16 protein-coding genes are annotated in these 16,196 nt (G+C 43.5%); 4 read left to right on the top strand and 12 right to left on the bottom strand.

The features are described 5' to 3' along the window. Positions 1-344: 344 nt before the first annotated feature. On the bottom strand, positions 345-1,562 hold the full coding sequence (locus R7O12_RS09175; protein WP_005385828.1) for an ROK family protein: 1,218 nt from the start codon (positions 1,560-1,562) through the stop codon (positions 345-347). 407 nt (positions 1,563-1,969) lie between these two features. Between R7O12_RS09175 and pyk the strand changes: the two genes are divergently transcribed. After that, positions 1,970-3,412 carry a pyruvate kinase gene (gene pyk / locus R7O12_RS09170; protein WP_005372972.1) on the top strand — a complete coding sequence of 481 codons (1,443 nt, stop codon included), beginning with the start codon at positions 1,970-1,972 and terminating at the stop codon, positions 3,410-3,412. A gap of 108 nt (positions 3,413-3,520) precedes the next feature. Here the strand turns inward: pyk and R7O12_RS09165 are convergent, their stop codons facing one another. Beyond that, positions 3,521-4,672: a patatin family protein gene (locus tag R7O12_RS09165; RefSeq protein WP_005372971.1), complete on the bottom strand. Its 1,152-nt coding sequence runs from the start codon at positions 4,670-4,672 to the stop codon at positions 3,521-3,523. Positions 4,673-4,716: 44 nt separating this feature from the next. Next, positions 4,717-4,809, bottom strand: coding sequence for a YnhF family membrane protein (locus R7O12_RS09160; RefSeq protein ID WP_005372970.1), 93 nt, complete (start codon positions 4,807-4,809; stop codon positions 4,717-4,719). 127 nt (positions 4,810-4,936) lie between these two features. Here R7O12_RS09160 and R7O12_RS09155 point away from each other — a divergent pair, with 127 nt between their 5' ends. The 3 genes from R7O12_RS09155 (at position 4,937) to R7O12_RS09145 (ending at position 7,655) form a co-directional block, all read left to right on the top strand. Continuing rightward, positions 4,937-5,527, top strand: coding sequence for an outer membrane protein (locus tag R7O12_RS09155; protein WP_318125767.1), 591 nt, complete (start codon positions 4,937-4,939; stop codon positions 5,525-5,527). A gap of 569 nt (positions 5,528-6,096) precedes the next feature. Further along, entirely contained in the window at positions 6,097-7,563 is a 1,467-nt protein-coding gene (locus tag R7O12_RS09150) for a sodium-dependent transporter (RefSeq protein WP_005372966.1), read from the top strand. Next, on the top strand, positions 7,560-7,655 hold the full coding sequence (locus R7O12_RS09145) for a MetS family NSS transporter small subunit (protein ID WP_005372963.1): 96 nt from the start codon (positions 7,560-7,562) through the stop codon (positions 7,653-7,655). Before R7O12_RS09150 ends, R7O12_RS09145 begins: the two co-directional genes overlap by 4 nt. A 68-nt stretch (positions 7,656-7,723) precedes the next feature. On the opposite strand, the gene R7O12_RS09140 is transcribed toward R7O12_RS09145, so the two are convergent. The 9 genes from R7O12_RS09140 to acpP all read right to left on the bottom strand — a co-directional run bounded on the left by R7O12_RS09140 (position 7,724) and on the right by acpP (position 16,101). Continuing rightward, positions 7,724-8,125, bottom strand: a complete 402-nt coding sequence (locus tag R7O12_RS09140; protein WP_318125766.1) for a hypothetical protein — start codon at positions 8,123-8,125, stop codon at positions 7,724-7,726. A gap of 213 nt (positions 8,126-8,338) precedes the next feature. Then, on the bottom strand, positions 8,339-9,769 hold the full coding sequence (gene ptsG / locus R7O12_RS09135; RefSeq protein ID WP_005372959.1) for a PTS glucose transporter subunit IIBC: 1,431 nt from the start codon (positions 9,767-9,769) through the stop codon (positions 8,339-8,341). A gap of 444 nt (positions 9,770-10,213) precedes the next feature. Further along, on the bottom strand, positions 10,214-10,981 hold the full coding sequence (locus R7O12_RS09130; protein ID WP_005372957.1) for a TatD family hydrolase: 768 nt from the start codon (positions 10,979-10,981) through the stop codon (positions 10,214-10,216). Next, positions 10,972-11,934: a DNA polymerase III subunit delta' gene (locus R7O12_RS09125; RefSeq protein ID WP_258483842.1), complete on the bottom strand. Its 963-nt coding sequence runs from the start codon at positions 11,932-11,934 to the stop codon at positions 10,972-10,974. The genes R7O12_RS09130 and R7O12_RS09125 overlap by 10 nt, the downstream gene beginning before the upstream one ends. Before the next feature lie 24 nt (positions 11,935-11,958). After that, complete coding sequence (gene tmk / locus R7O12_RS09120) at positions 11,959-12,591, bottom strand: dTMP kinase (RefSeq protein WP_005387350.1); 633 nt, start codon at positions 12,589-12,591, stop codon at positions 11,959-11,961. Beyond that, positions 12,588-13,604 (bottom strand): endolytic transglycosylase MltG, encoded by a 1,017-nt coding sequence (mltG, locus tag R7O12_RS09115; RefSeq protein ID WP_318125765.1) that lies wholly within the window; start codon positions 13,602-13,604, stop codon positions 12,588-12,590. Before mltG ends, tmk begins: the two co-directional genes overlap by 4 nt. Beyond that, entirely contained in the window at positions 13,601-14,416 is an 816-nt protein-coding gene (pabC, locus tag R7O12_RS09110; RefSeq protein ID WP_042523095.1) for an aminodeoxychorismate lyase, read from the bottom strand. The genes mltG and pabC overlap by 4 nt, the downstream gene beginning before the upstream one ends. Positions 14,417-14,523: 107 nt before the next feature. Continuing rightward, the gene (gene fabF, locus R7O12_RS09105; protein ID WP_005372948.1) at positions 14,524-15,774 is read right to left on the bottom strand and encodes a beta-ketoacyl-ACP synthase II; all 1,251 of its coding nucleotides are present in this window, start codon (positions 15,772-15,774) and stop codon (positions 14,524-14,526) included. Between the two features lie 93 nt (positions 15,775-15,867). Beyond that, the gene (acpP, locus tag R7O12_RS09100; protein WP_004406112.1) at positions 15,868-16,101 is read right to left on the bottom strand and encodes an acyl carrier protein; all 234 of its coding nucleotides are present in this window, start codon (positions 16,099-16,101) and stop codon (positions 15,868-15,870) included. Positions 16,102-16,196 lie beyond the last annotated feature (95 nt).

Here is a 16,196-nt window from a genome sequence, read left to right as displayed (position 1 = left end):
ATAATTCTTATTTTACTCGAAATCAGTACAGACACAGCAAGGTTATATAACCAAATAACCTTAAAATATTTGGCTTTTCGAGCACAGCTTTAAAGTACAACAGTTTTAGCGTATTACTTCTCTTTGCATCAGACGCAAAGTCACGCAGCACATTGAAAGCCATTTTGTTTATTTACTTGAGCTTTTTAGGAAATTACATGAATGGCGCAGATATAGCAATGCAACATAACTCAAATTCCCTTTCTAGTAATAGGCGATCAAAAAGGGTGAGCCGTTAAGTCTCACCCTAAATCACCTACAAATGCAGTCTCAACAGCCAGGCACATCATCATGTTAAAAAGTACTTAACCTTCCACAACCTTCATCAATAGTTGACCATCGTACAACGCTTGCTTAATCAACGCGGCACCAGGCATTGTGGCTTGCTTATAGAAACGAGACTCCACCAGCTCAAGATCTTGGTGATAAACCGGTAAACTCTGCTCTTCGATACAGCGACGAACCGCAGGATAAAGCACATCTTTTGCTTGGTTAATCACACCACCGATCAAGATTTTCTCAGGGTTAAATAAGTTGATCACAATAGCAATTGCAGAGCCTAAGTAGCGTCCAAGTTTTTCAATCACATCGACGGCCAAAGGATCACCGTTTGCAGCGGCTTCACAAATGCTCTCAATACTCATTTCCTCTTGTTTAGCAAGAATAGAGTCTTCGCCATCAGCGATTCGTCTTACGACTTCTTCACGAATTGCTTGAGAACTGGCAACGGTTTCCAAACAGCCAATATTGCCGCAATGACAACGTTTTCCATTTGGGTCAATTTGAATATGCCCGAGTTCACCAATGTTACCGTGACGGCCTTGCAAAACGCGCCCATCCAGAATGATGCCCGCACCTAAACCGTGGTGGATAGAGATAAGAACGGAGTTGTCATTATCTTGAGAATGACCAAAAAGCTTTTCTGCTAATGCCCAAGCTCGCGTGTCATTGGCAATGAAAACTGGCAAGCCTGTTGCTTTGTATATCTCTGGTCCAAGAGCAAGATTTTCGACATTGTAATGAGGCATCTGCAAAACGACACCTTGCTCTGAGTTCACGAGACCAGGCAGTGTAAGGGCAATACTGGTAACCCGATCCAGTTGATCCGCGTAAGTCTGAAAAAATTCATCAATTTCGTAAAGCAGGCGCTCAAGCACATCGTCTTGGTCAAGCTCGTGTATCTCGATTTTAGTATCGATCAGTACATCACCGCCTAACTCATGCAAAGCAATGGTTAAATAACCCCGCCCCAAACGCATTGACAAAAATTGCCAGCCTTCATTATTGACCTGCAAACCGACAGCAGGTCGACCACGACTCGTCGCTTCTTGTACTGTCGTTTCATGAATCAAGTGCGCTTCAATTAATTCTCGAGTGATTTTGGTGATACTAGCAGGAGCAAGCTCACTCTGCTTGGACAAATCAATTCGAGAAATAGGACCTTTTAGGTCAATTAGTTTATATACACGACCAGCATTGACCTGTTTGATATGATCAATATGGCCCGGTTGAGCCATGTACATCTTGCACTCCGAAATTCTATAACGGGACAATTTTTTTACTTTGCGAACTAATTGTGAAGTGAATTAATAAATCCCCGTGACAAGCATCACGTATAAACCTGTTTGTTTGTGTATTCAATCAAATAACGAAGAATCTACTCCTGTTAAATTGTTTGAAAAATAACTTATTTTTATTCACTAAATTATGAAGTAATGCCTTTAAAGCAGCGTATTTTTATCAATAAGGCCATTGCCTGTCGAATATCTGTCTGTTTTACCGGGGTTACTCTTAATGTAAACATTCTGTGCATATACTTATATTCAAGTAGCTTTAAGGTGTGGGCTAAGCGAGGCTAACCTTGAGAGCGATTGCGTAAAGTAAGGATAGAGTTCAAGTTACCTGTACACACACATTCATCGGAGAATCTATGACTTCCAAATTAAGACGAACAAAAATTGTCACTACGCTGGGTCCTTCAACGGATAAGGACAATATACTTGAGGAGATCATCAAAGCCGGTGCAAACGTTGTCCGTATGAATTTTTCACATGGAACCAGTGAAGACCACATTCAACGTGCGAACAAAGTCCGTACCATTGCAGCAAGACTTGGGCGTCAGGTTGCAATTCTTGGTGACTTACAAGGCCCTAAAATCCGTGTATCAACGTTTAAAGACGGCCAAGTCATTTTGAATGTGGGCGATAAATTCACATTAGATAGTGATTTACCAAAAGGTGAAGGCAATCAAGAATCTGTAGGGTTAGATTATAAAGAACTACCGCAAGATGTTTCACCAAATGACATTTTATTACTCGATGATGGACGCGTTCAGCTGCAAGTTACCAAAGTAGAGGGTAATAAAGTTCATACCCGTGTGATTGTCGGTGGTCCACTGTCCAACAATAAAGGGATCAACAAAAAAGGCGGCGGATTGTCAGCCGATGCGCTCACAGAGAAAGATAAAGCCGACATTCTTACCGCCGCAGCAATTCAAGTAGACTACCTTGCTATTTCATTCCCGCGTAACGGCGAAGACATGCATTACGCTCGACGCTTAGCCAGAGATGCAGGCCTTGAAGCCATGTTAGTGGCTAAAGTCGAACGAGCAGAAACCGTCGCGACCAATGAGTCTATTGACGACATTATTCTCGCATCCGATGTAGTGATGGTTGCACGTGGTGACCTTGGTGTAGAAATCGGTGACCCTGAGCTCATAGGTGTCCAGAAAAAACTGATTCGCCGCGCACGCAGTTTAAACCGTATCGTGATTACTGCGACACAAATGATGGAGTCCATGATTACTAGCCCAATGCCAACGCGTGCTGAAGTGATGGATGTGGCCAATGCGGTTCTAGACGGCACTGACGCGGTGATGCTTTCTGGAGAGACCGCTGCAGGTAAATATCCTGTAGAAACGGTCAAATCCATGGCCGAAGTATGTGTGGGGGCAGAAAAAATGTCGGAGGCAAGTCTATCAACCTATCGCTTAGATAGAACCTTCGAAACCGCTGAAGAAACCATCGCAATGGCAACCATGTACTCTGCGAATCACATGGAAGGAATTAAAGCGATGATCTCGTTAACTGAGTCCGGCAGGACTGCGTTGATGATGTCTCGCTTAAGCTCTGGCTTGCCAATATTTGCCTTATCACGGAATGAATCGACACTAAATCGAGCAGCATTATACCGAGGCGTGACACCTGTATATTTCGAGTCAAAAAGTGATGCGGGTTTACCAACGGCTCAAGCAGCGATTACTAGCCTTAAAGAGCAAGGGTTCTTGCACAAAGGTGATTTAGTCATTATTACTCAAGGCGATGTAATGGATGTTGTTGGCTCAACCAACTGCATGCGCATTCTACAAGCGTAGTCGTTATACCTAACCAGAGTTAACCACAAGAACCCGCAAATAAGGCTCCGAAAATGGAGCCTTATTTATATGCTTTGTATATTGCGCACATCGTGAACGTAAGAAGGTTTATGCACTCTCTCTACCATCAATTTCAACATCTAGCTGGTCATAGAGTTGAACTAGGTTAAACCCAGCTTGAAGCCCAAGTTGATAGTCATGCTCTAGTGACTCTTGGTCACTTAACAAAGAAGAAGAACGAAGTCCCTCTTTAGGCGCAACTTGTAAAATAAAAGTGTCGTCAGGTGGAGCAGATATAAAGGCCTGAGTGAGCTCAAATGTTTGATAATGAATCATCAGCATGTCGGCTAAACCTGAATCAAAATTCTCACCAATCAGATGACTTAAACGATACAAGTTATCGGCACCGAACAACCAACGGCCTCCATTTAACAGCATTTTCCCTGCAAGCTTCGATTGATGTGCTGCATTAATTTTTTGTTGGAAGAACGACGCCCAATCCAGCTTCCACTGATTCACTTTTTGCTGCCATGATTGCTGTACTGAGTTGATAGACTCCCGATACCATTCGACAGGCACATCCCCTACTTCACTTTGGGCTCTCGCTTCAATCTCTGAAAACGGCTCTGTGCGAATGACAATAATGTTGCGAGCATTCTGACGCCACGCTTCTTGTACAGGGATAGAGGCAGACACGCCGCCATCAACAAACTTATTGCCATTTACGTCGACAGGTCCGTGGTACAACTTGGGAATCGCACACGTCGCTAGCATAGTGTTAAACCACGAGTCATCCAAGATTGGTAGATATTGATCTGATAGCGTCTCTATATTCGTTACCGCAGCAAACGCTCCTCGTTTTCCCAATGCACTGCGCCCTAAATCAAGGTCAAGCTTGTATGGGAAATCTTGAATCCGTTCTAATGCCCACTCTAAACCTAAGTACTGCTGCTTTCGGATATAGCGAAAAAGATTAAAAAATTCAGGAGACGTTGTCAGCTCGGTAATAAAAGCTTTGCCCATGCCATGTTGACGACACAAGTAAGAACATAAGTTGAGTGCTCCGGCAGAGGTGCCATAGAATTCATCGAAAGGATCGAAGTTGGAAAGTAAAAAGGCGTCTAAAACGCCAGCGGTAAAAATCCCTCTCTGCCCTCCACCTTGCGTGACTAAAGCAGTTTTACCATGCCTAAAGTGCTCATAAACTTTTACATCAAGCTCTGCATGGCTTTCTGTGATTATACCGCTGTTACGTATCATAGGCTCACGCCATTTTGTTAAAACGTTTGGTAAAAGTGGTTATCTTAAGCTGTTGTAATAGCAATGATGCCAAATGACAAAAGCACTGCAAAAACAGTCACCACAATGATTAATGCGGATTTTAGATCGTGTTCCATAAACACCTCCTTAATATGTAACAAATTAATAACACTGGTGTGAAATATGTTCAAGATTTGCTTAATTTAGTCGCGCAATTTTGACTAACCCATCACAATTAGCTTAGTCATAATAAGGAGATAGGGCATGAACCAAAAACTCAGCTGGCTAGTAGGAATCATGATGATGAGTACTGCTATCAATGCACAAGCGAATATCATCGTTACGCCATACATAGGCTATACAGGAGGCGGCCAAGTAGAGGATGAAAGTAGTAATACATACGATCTCGACCCCGCAGTGAATTACGCTCTTTCAGTCGAGACTCCCTTAGAAAAAGGAAGGATCGGATTGTTTTACTCCAATCAATCGACGGAACTTGAAAAGCTGTCCAACTCGGCAGATATCCATTATCTGCACTTCCAAAGCAGCATGTACTATCCTGCCGCAGAAAATTGGCAAACCTATATCGGTGTAGGTTTGGGCGCTTCTTATGCCGATGTGGATTGGGTAGACAAAAAATACGGATTTTCGGCTAGCGCTTTTGCAGGGCTGGAATATGAATTTTCAAAGAACTTTGCATTAACAGCCCAACTGAGATGGTTAGGAACGGTCGTTGATAACGATACATCTGGCGCCTGTACTCTACCTAATGACGGCTCAAACTGTATCATTAAGTTCGATACTGATTGGATGAACCAATTCCAATCAAATGTCGGTTTTAGTTTCCGCTTCTAATTTTTATGCATGTTCCTTTATAGGACTCGTCACAAAGAACGCTGAACGAGTCCTGCACAGAGCCGATAAAGGATATCGTCTAAACACCATTGTTTGGCAAAGTAACGAAGCATCATCTAGATAGGTGCACAAAAGATAGCCGTACGCCCTAATTAATCAAAATAGTCTTAAACACCAAAGCAATTATTAGATCCCAGTCATTTATTCCAGACAAACAACCACACACCCACATAAAACCACAATCAAACTCAAATTTAACAAGATTAAAACCAGACAACGCATCTGAATTAACATTTAGATTCTATTGCGCTAAGTATTATTAGAAGTTAGTCTGATCAGTGAAAACAGATAAATATTTCAGCTTTATCAAACACACATCAAAATTTTAAGATTAATAATCTACTTTCTCTTACAGTATCCAGAATATAGCTCTATAAAATTATAATAAGTTAGAATTAAGGATAGAAAAGCTGATGGATAACAGCGGTCCTTTCTTCCAACTGTTTGCGCAATTATTACTGTGTTACGTAGAGAGCTTCATTCCTCAGGGAGTCTTATAGGAGTCAAATATGAAGCGAGAACAATGGGGATCCCGGGCGGGATTCATCTTAGCAGCAGTTGGGTCTGCTATCGGTTTGGGAAACATTTGGCGTTTCCCATACATGGCCTATGAAAACGGTGGCGGCGCATTTTTTATTCCTTACATTTTTGCCATGATCACTGCCGGTATTCCATTTATGATCCTTGAGTTCAGTATGGGACAAAAATACCGAGGCTCGGCACCAAAAACACTAGCGAAAATTCATTCTAAATTTGAATGGCTTGGCTGGTTCCAAGTTGGTGTGGCTGCAGTTATTGCCGTTTACTATGTGGCTGTTATCGGTTGGTCGATTTCTTACTTTGGGTTGTCGTTCACTCAAGGTTGGGGAACCGATACCAACGCATTTTTCTTTAGTGAATACCTAAAGCTAGGTGACAACTCACCAACAGACTTAGGCAGTATTCAATGGAAGATTGCTTTATCCATGGTAATTGCTTGGGCAATTACTTACACCGCCATTGCCAAAGGCGTGAAATCAGGAATTGAACGAGCATCTAAAATTATGATGCCAATCCTATTCTTGATGGTGATTTTCTTAATCGGACGTATGATTTTCTTGCCAGGAGCTCTAGATGGCGTGAACTACATGTTCGAACCCGATTTCAGCAAAATTTGGGATGTGAAAGTATGGGCAGCGGCATATGGTCAGATCTTCTTTACGTTAAGTATCGGCTTCGCCATCATGCTAGCTTACTCTAGCTACCTACCAGAAAAGTCGGACATAACGAATAACGCGTTTATGACCGTGTTGATCAACTGTGGCTTCTCGATCCTAGCCGGCATCATGATCTTCTCAGTATTGGGTTACATGGCTCAAGAGCAAGGTAAGCCGTTAACAGAGGTGGTATCTGCAGGCGTTGGCTTGGCTTTTGTTACTTTACCTGCGGCAATTAACCTACTACCTGCCCCATATATTCTTGGTCCACTGTTCTTCTTTGCACTGGTGGTTGCTGGTCTAAGTTCGCATATTTCAATTATGGAAGCCGTAACTTCAGCCATTATCGACAAGCTGAAGTGGAGCCGTAAAAAAGCTGCAAATGTTGTGATTGGTATTGGCTTCGTTGTCTCTATGGCGTTTGCTACCAATGGCGGTCTGCTGCTACTCGATCTAGTAGACCACTTTGCAAACAACGTTGGCATCATGGTTGGTGGTCTGGTTGAGATTGTCTTGATGGCGTGGCTATTGAAGCGCGTGCCAGAAGTACGTAATTACGTTAACGAGCGCTCTGATTTCTCTGTTGGTCAATGGTTCGAGATCTGCTTACGCTTCGTTACACCAATCATGCTCGCCATTATCTTAGCGACCAAGCTATACGCCCTAATTACTGAAGGCTACGGTGGCTATGATCTAACTTTAGGCTGGGCACTTATCGCCGCACTCTTTATCTTTGGTCTAGTGATCAACGCAGTGAACCGCAAGGAGACAGCAAAATGACAATCAGCGCAATTATTATGATGGTTATTGGTTTAGGTATCACTTGGGGCGGCGCTGCCGTTTGCATCAAGCGAGCCATGGATAAACAATAGAACGTTAAGTTCCACATAAAAAACGCCGGTAGTTACCGGCGTTTTTTTATACATACATTAGTTCAATTCTAGAAACTGTACTTGATGCCAACGGCGCCGCCAAGTTGCAAGTCAGCACCTTTGTAAAGATCTAGCTCTGGGTGTATTTGACCATAAAGGTCCCAGCCGCGTGATAAATCCCAGTTCACACCAAGCGGTACTCTCACACCAAACTCGTCATCCCATTCATACCAGCCACCAACGCCGACATACCAAGTCACAGGCATGTTTTGATCGAATGTTCCACGCTTAGTGATGTAATCAAACGCCATACCATCGTTTCCGATAATGCCACGATATTTGTTATCTAACTCTACAACAACACTTAATTGTTGATCGACAGCCATACCAACTGATAGATCCGTTGGTTCGCTTGCCGCCATTGCCGTACTAGAAACTAGTCCCAAAACTAAAATGAATTTGTTCTTCATACACGTTATCAATTATTCAAAAAAACATTATTCGCTATTCAAACATAATGGCATATCAATATGTCAACGATGGGTAAGCTCGATGTATGAAAAAGCTGACAAAAGTAAAGATGAGTTTAGGATCACACTAAAAAAGGAACTGTCAGTTAATAAAATAGGAACTAAAAAAGGAGGCCGAAGCCTCCTTTTATGCATTACTATGAATGACTGCGATTAACCGTGGTTACGAATCCACTCATCCATTTCAGTTTTTAGGTTATCAGACTTAGTACCGAAGATAGCCTGTACACCACCAGCTACAACTACAACACCAGCAGCGCCTAGTTGTTTTAGCTTGTCTTGGTCAACAGCTGCTGTATCTGCAACTGCTACACGTAGACGTGTGATACATGCATCTAGACCAGTAATGTTAGCTTTACCGCCAAACGCTGCAACCAGTTCACCGCCCATATCAGAGCCAGAAGTTACAGCTGCACTTTCCGTTTCATCTTCACGGCCAGGTGTTTTTAGGTCAAGCGCTGTGATTACACCACGGAACACTACGTAGTAAATTACTGCGTAAACTAGACCAACGGCAATCATTAGCACCATCTTCTGAGCGTTACCAGATAGAACTAGGAAGTCGATCAGACCGTGAGAGAAAGAAGTACCGTGTACAAAGCCTAGAGTGTTCGAAACGATGTATGCAGAACCAGCTAGTAGAGCGTGGATACCGTATAGTAGTGGAGCAACGAATAGGAATGAGAATTCGATTGGCTCAGTAATACCAGTTAGGAATGAAGTCAGTGCAGCTGACGCCATGATACCCATTACTTTTGCACGGTTTTCTGGTTTAGCACAATGAGCAATTGCGATTGCTGCAGCTGGTAGACCGAACATCTTGAACATGTAACCACCCGCTAGCTGACCGAAGCCATTACCAGCAGCACGAGATGCTTCATCAGCAACTAGGTAACAAGTTAGTACACCATTTTGAGCTTCACCGGCAGCGTTAACACAAGAACCTGCTTCGAAGAAGAACGGTACGTTCCAGACGTGGTGTAGACCGAATGGGATTAGAGAGCGCTCAACAACACCGTAGATACCGAATGCTAGCTGTGGGTTTTGGTGTGCAGCCCAATCAGAGAATGCAGAAATTGCACCGCCAATTGGTGGCCAGATAACAGAAAGGATAACACCTAGGATGATCGCAGCAAAACCAGTGATGATTGGCACTGCGCGCTTACCAGCGAAGAAGCCAAGGTACTCTGGAAGTTGGATTTTGAAGAAACGGTTGAATGCCCAAGCAGCCACACCACCGACAAGGATACCACCTAGTACACCTGTATCGATTTTCTCAACACCCATAACGCCCGCCATTACACCTAGCGTTGCCGTCATGATGCCGTAACCAACGATAGCTGCAAGACCTGCAACACCGTCGTTGTTAGTGAAGCCTAGCGCTACACCTACTGCAAATAGAAGTGCCATTTGGCCGAATACTGAACCACCAGCTTGTTCCATAAGATTAGAAACGATCTCTGGAATAAAGCTTAGATGGGCAGCACCCACACCTAATAAAATACCTGCAACTGGTAAAACTGATACTGGAAGCATCAGAGCCTTACCAACTTTTTGCAGGTTAGCAAAAAGGTTCTTAAACATGTTTATGCTCCTGATAAATTTATAAGTATTATTTGGGCACTAACGGCACACCCCCGTAGCCTAAAGGTTAGCACCCAATGAAAATGTAACCACAACTGCATTATATTTTCCGGCTCTAAATATATATTGATGACCCTCAAACTTTCCACACAGTTACGAAATTTAGTTTCAAAACAAGTCTTGGATCACACCCAAAAACAGCCGATGAAAAGGTTTGCATTGCACTTATACTACTGTTTTATAAGGAATTAATTATTTATATAATTAATTTTAAGGCGTAAATAAAATACGCCTCAATGTTATTTTTAGTAACAAAATTACATTTGTGATTTTTGAATGTTATTAAATCAACATTTTTAGTAAACATTAAACTCGTGAGCGTATCTGTTGTTTTTATCAACAAAAAAGGAGCCTAAGCTCCTTTTTTATGCTCTTATTATTTTTTCATCGCAAAAAAAGATTTCGGAAGTTTTCGGTGGTTTTTTGTGCCACTTCAGAAAGAGAGCACGATTTGAGTTGCGCAATATAAGAAGCGACTTCGACAACGTAAGCGGGTTGATTCTCTTTGCCACGATGAGGGACAGGAGCCAAGTAAGGAGAATCTGTCTCAATAAGAAGCTTCTCTAAAGGTAGAGTCTTCACCACTTCTTTTAACTCTGTAGCTTGACGGAAAGTAACAATCCCCGAGATAGAAATATAAAACCCCAGCTCCAGTGCAGCTTCAGCAAACGGAAGATCTTCTGTAAAACAGTGGATAACACCACCACATTTCTCTGCCCCACCCTTACGCAAAATATCTAGAGTATCCGCACGTGCGTTTCTGGTATGGATAATTAAAGGTTTGTTGAGCTCCACTGCAAGATCAACGTGTTGCTCAAAGCGCTCTTTCTGTAACGCGGCCGTTTCGGGCTTGTAATGATAATCTAAACCCGTTTCGCCAATAGCGACGACTTTTGCATTCGACGCATGGTGGCGCAATACGTCCATCGAAAAGTCGCTTTCAACATCAAGTGGATGCACACCGCACGAAGCATAAACATTGTCATAAGGCTCGATCATTTCCATCATTTTCGGGAAAGAATCCAGCGTTACTCCAACAGAAAGTAGTTCAGTTACGTTTGCTTGTTTAGCTTTGTTAATAACGTCTTCCACATTGATGTGGAGATCGTCGTAATTCAATTTGTCTAAATGACAATGAGAATCTACGAACATAATGCCTCTCGTGATTCAATTAACCAATTCATTGATAGTAGCTCAAGGTTCAGGCCAGGAAAGGCTTGCACCTGAGCTTTCAGGTTCATCAGCGCCTTCGCTGATGAGTACAAACCGTTATAGTTGTCCGGTTGAAACTTTGTCGCGCCCGGAAGCATTTGAGCTTCTGATACACCAAACTGCGCTTTCTGAGCATCTGTCAGTAAATACCATGCCCAGTCTAGTGATTGCTCTGAGTGTTTAGCGATTAAAGAAGCACACTCAGAAACGTCTGAAACAGGCGAAGACATTGCCTTAATAAAACTGCGTTCAAAAGCCAAGTAAGCTTCGAGCTCACCATTATTTAACGCATCCAATGTTTTTATTGGAGAGCCCATATTCAGTTTTAAGGCATAAGCAGGAACTTGCTTCGCCCCTTGTTCGTGCATCCATTGCATCGCTTGTTCCGCTGACGGAGGCGCAACAACCCAGTGTTGGCAACGGCTACGAATCGTTGGGAGCAGACGCTCCTGATTGTGGGTAAAGAGCAAAAACAAGCACTTTGCCCCAGGCTCTTCTAGCGTCTTTAACAGCGCATTCGATGCCGACTCGTTCATAGAGTCCGCCGGCTCTATTACAAATAGGCGGTAACCATTAAGCTGAGATGATTCCTGAGCAAGACGGTTACAAGCGCGAATTTGGTCCACCGTTATCGCCTTTCCTTCTTTCTCTGGCTTGATCCAGTGTAAATCAGGGTGGTTTTGAGATTGATTTAGCTGGCAGCTATGACAAAAACCGCATGCTTCACTCGCGTAATTTTGGCAAAGAAGTGCTTGGCTAAAAAACTCGATAAGTTTTTCGATGCCCAAGCCCTGCTCGCTTTGTAATAAAAGCGCACCTGGTATTCTGTCCGACTCTAACCCTACTTTGAGGTTATCCCATATTGGCTGTAGCCATGGATAATCATTTAACATGAGTCACCTAAATTTACGTTTCACTTATTGACGAGCTAGCCACTCGTTTAGAGCGTCCCGAATATCACGCGACACGCCTTCAATCGTCTGTTCTGCGTTAATGATAACGATGGAAGGATCGGCATGAGCAATCTCCAAATAACGCTCACGTGTACGCTCGAAGAAACTAATATCCATCTTCTCTATACGATCTAACTCACCACGCCCACGTGCACGCTCAAGCCCAACACGAGGGTCAATATCCATATAGAGAGTGAGAGCAGGTTTAAAATCACCAAGCGTTGTATCCCGGAGATTTTTCATTAACGATGCGTCAATCTGACGGCCACCACCTTGATAAGCTTGCGACGACATATCGTGTCGGTCACCAACCACCCACTGACCGTTTTCCAAAGCTGGTTTGATCACGTTCTCAACCAACTGAACACGTGCAGCGTACAGAAGAAGCAACTCCGTCATGTCCTTAAGTTCTTCGCCTTCGTGCTCTTCTTTCACCAGAGCGCGCATTTTTTCTGCTAGCGGTGTGCCTCCTGGCTCACGGGTATTTACGATATCCTCAATACCGGCCGCTTTTAGCGTATCTAAAACGGTTTTAATCGCAGTGCTTTTACCCGCGCCTTCTAGGCCTTCAACGACAATAAAGTTTGCTTTCATCATTTGTTCTTTCTTAGTTCTCTTAAATAGGCACGAACAGCACGGTTGTGCTCAGCAAGGGATTTCGAAAATACATGTCCGCCCTTTCCACTTGCTACAAAATATAAATAGTTGCTGCTTTCTGGATTCAAAGCCGCTTCAATGGAAGCTTCACCAGCCATCGCAATCGGTGTTGGTGGCAAACCATTGATGGTATAGGTGTTATATGGTGTCGGCGTACGCAAATCTTTCTTACGAATGTTGCCATCGTAGGCGTCACCCATACCATAAATAACTGTCGGATCAGTTTGTAACCGCATGCGTTTGTTCAATCGGTTGATAAACACAGAAGCGACGCGCTCACGCTCAGAATCAATAGCCGTCTCTTTCTCGATGATAGACGCGAGAATCAAGGCATCATATTTGTCCTGTAATGGCAGCTTTTCTTGACGCGCTTCCCAGTTAGCATCCAGTATTTTATTGAGTTTTCGATGCGCTCGTTTTAATAACTGGCTTTCACTCGCACCCGCTGTGTAATGGTAGGTTTCTGCTAAAAACAACCCTTCTAGCTTTTCTCTCTCAATTCCGAGCTTCGCAGCCATTTCTTTTTCTGAAAGATCGGTTAAATCATGCTTTAAATAAGGAGCACTTTTTAGTTGATCTACCCATTCAGAAAAGCGGCTGCCTTCAACAAAAGTGATCGCAAACTGGTATTCTTTTCCAGTATTCAGATGCTCCAATGTTTGCGAAAGTGACATACCAGGCTCAAGTTGGTAAGTACCCGCTCGCACTTGCAACAATTCTGGATATAAGTGAGGAATTAAACGGATGTACTCCGATGTTTCAATCACCTCACCTTCAACTAAGGCGCGCATGACATGATGAAAGCTTGTACCACTTTCTACAGTAAACAGCTGAGGTTGTTCCAATAGAATAGGCTTTTCAACGTATTGTTTAGCCTGTGAAATTATATAAAAAACAGCTGCTGCGCCTATCACTGCGATCAGCACAACAAAAGCCAACAGTTTTTTAATCACGTAGTTAAATTCCCTTGCAGTCGTTGAGTCAATTTTCCTATCGGAAATATAGTCTTAGAGTTCGATGTCACTATGCTGCGAATAGGTGCGACACCTAATATTGAGTTACACATGAAAGCCTCGTCAGCACTCAGCAAATCTGGAAGTATAAAACGCCCCTCGATGACTTCAATATGACTTACTTTAAGTAACTCAAGCACCTTACGACGCATTACGCCCGTAACGCCTGATAAGGTCAGCTCCGGCGTAAATACTTTATTACCTTTAACCCAAAAAAGGTTGGCCATTGTAGTTTCAATGACATGGTTTTGCACATTTAACGTTATTGCATCTGCAAACTCTGTATTGTCGATTTCAGCCTTGGCGAGAATCTGCTCTAAACGGTTGTTGTGCTTATGTCCCGCAAGTAAAGGTTGAATCCCTAGACGAGTATTACAAACGCCCAAGTCCACACCTTGTTCTTGCCAAGATGAATAATGAGAAGGAAATGCAAAATTGGAAATCGTCACGATAGGGCCTTTAATCCCATTAGGGCTATACCCTCGCCCGCCAATACCGCGGCTAACGTGAATCTTCACCCCCGCTCGTGCGTCAGATAAAACCGCTTTGCTTGCCCAACCATGCACAACTTTCCAGTCAGGTGAAGAGATCTTCAAAGCGTCAAGGCAAGCACTCATGCGCTCAGTATGCTCCTGCCAGTAAACCAACTCTCCATTTTGGGTCAGGATGGTGGTAAAGCCTCCATCACCGTATTGGAATGAGCGATCACCTAGCTCTACATGCGTTTGCGGAACTCCATTTACCCAAAACATTCACGTACCTTCAAATTAGCAGACAACAAATAAAACAAAACGGCTCAATGCTAAGCATCGAGCCGTTAGAATACAAGTTTCGCTTATCTAAATAAGGTTAGATAGTGTTACTCAGCGAACTTTTTGAAGATCAAAGAACCGTTTGTACCACCAAAGCCAAACGAGTTACAGATAGCGTATTCCATACCTTCAACTTTGCGCGCAGTGTGCGGCACAAGGTCGATGTCTAGACCTTCTTCTGGATCATCAAGGTTAATCGTTGGTGGAACGATTTGGTCAACCAAAGACATAACCGTGATAATTGCTTCAACAGAGCCTGCTGCACCTAATAGGTGACCAGTCATAGACTTAGTTGATGATACAAGTACTTGCTTCGCACCTTCTTCACCAAGAGCACGTTTCACGCCCTTGATTTCTGCAACGTCGCCAGCAGGAGTAGATGTACCGTGAGCATTCACATAACCTACTTGGGTACCTGTGATGTTCGCGTCACGCATTGCCGCTTCCATCGCAAGTGCACCACCAGAGCCATCTTCGCTTGGAGAAGTCATGTGGTAAGCATCACCAGACATACCAAAACCAACCAGTTCTGCGTAAATCTTTGCGCCACGTGCTTTTGCGTGTTCGTACTCTTCAAGCACCATCATGCCAGCACCATCACCTAGAACAAAACCATCACGGCCTTTATCCCATGGGCGAGACGCTTTTTGAGGCTCTTCATTACGAGTAGATAGTGCTTTAGCTGCACCGAAGCCAGCCATGCCAAGAGGCGTAGAAGCTTTTTCTGCACCACCAGCAACCATCGCATCTGCATCGCCGTAGGCAATCATACGTGCTGCATGGCCGATATTATGCAGGCCAGTAGTACATGCGGTAGAAATCGCGATATTTGGACCACGGAGACCACGCATGATAGATAGGTTACCTGCAACCATGTTTACAATGGTCGAAGGAACAAAAAATGGGCTAACTTTGCGAGGGCCTTTGTCTACTAATGCAGTATGGCCAGTTTCGATAAGGTCAAGACCGCCAATGCCTGAGCCGATAGCAACACCAACTCGAGCCGCATTTTCTTCGGTAATTTGTAAGCCAGAGTTATCAAGAGCTTGAATACCCGCTGCAATGCCGTACTGGATGAAAAGGTCCATCTTACGAGCATCTTTTTTAGACATGTACTCTGTGCAATCGAAATCTTTAACAAGACCTGCAAAACGAGTTGAGAAGTTCGTAGTATCAAAGTGCTCGATATTTACGATACCACTTTGACCTTCTAGCAGGGCTTTCCAAGATGATTCTACTGTGTTGCCTACCGGTGACAACATACCCATGCCAGTGACAACTACACGACGCTTGGACACGATATAATTCTCCGGGAATTGAATATTTCTATGAGAGGATAGAAGAAGTTAGAAAGAACACAGGCGGTCTAGGAGACCGCCTGGGAGAGCTAATTACTGAGCGCTGTTTACGTAGTCGATTGCAGCTTGAACAGTAGTGATCTTCTCAGCTTCTTCGTCAGGAATCTCAGTGTCGAATTCCTCTTCTAGAGCCATAACTAGTTCTACAGTGTCTAGAGAATCAGCACCTAGATCATCAACGAAAGAAGCTTCGTTTTTAACTTCTGCTTCGTCTACACCTAGCTGTTCAACAATGATTTTCTTTACGCGTTCTTCGATGTTGCTCATTTTTCTTTTCCTTTACAGATTTCGCCTAATGCGATGATTCCGTAGTTTATTCGAACTATTGAAAGTTGCAAGGGGGTCCTTGCTGGTCAAACCAC

The organism is Vibrio sp. Vb1574 (assembly GCF_033338675.1).
Note: the sequence above shows the minus strand (reverse complement) of the source record. Positions and strands in the feature narration are given on the sequence as shown.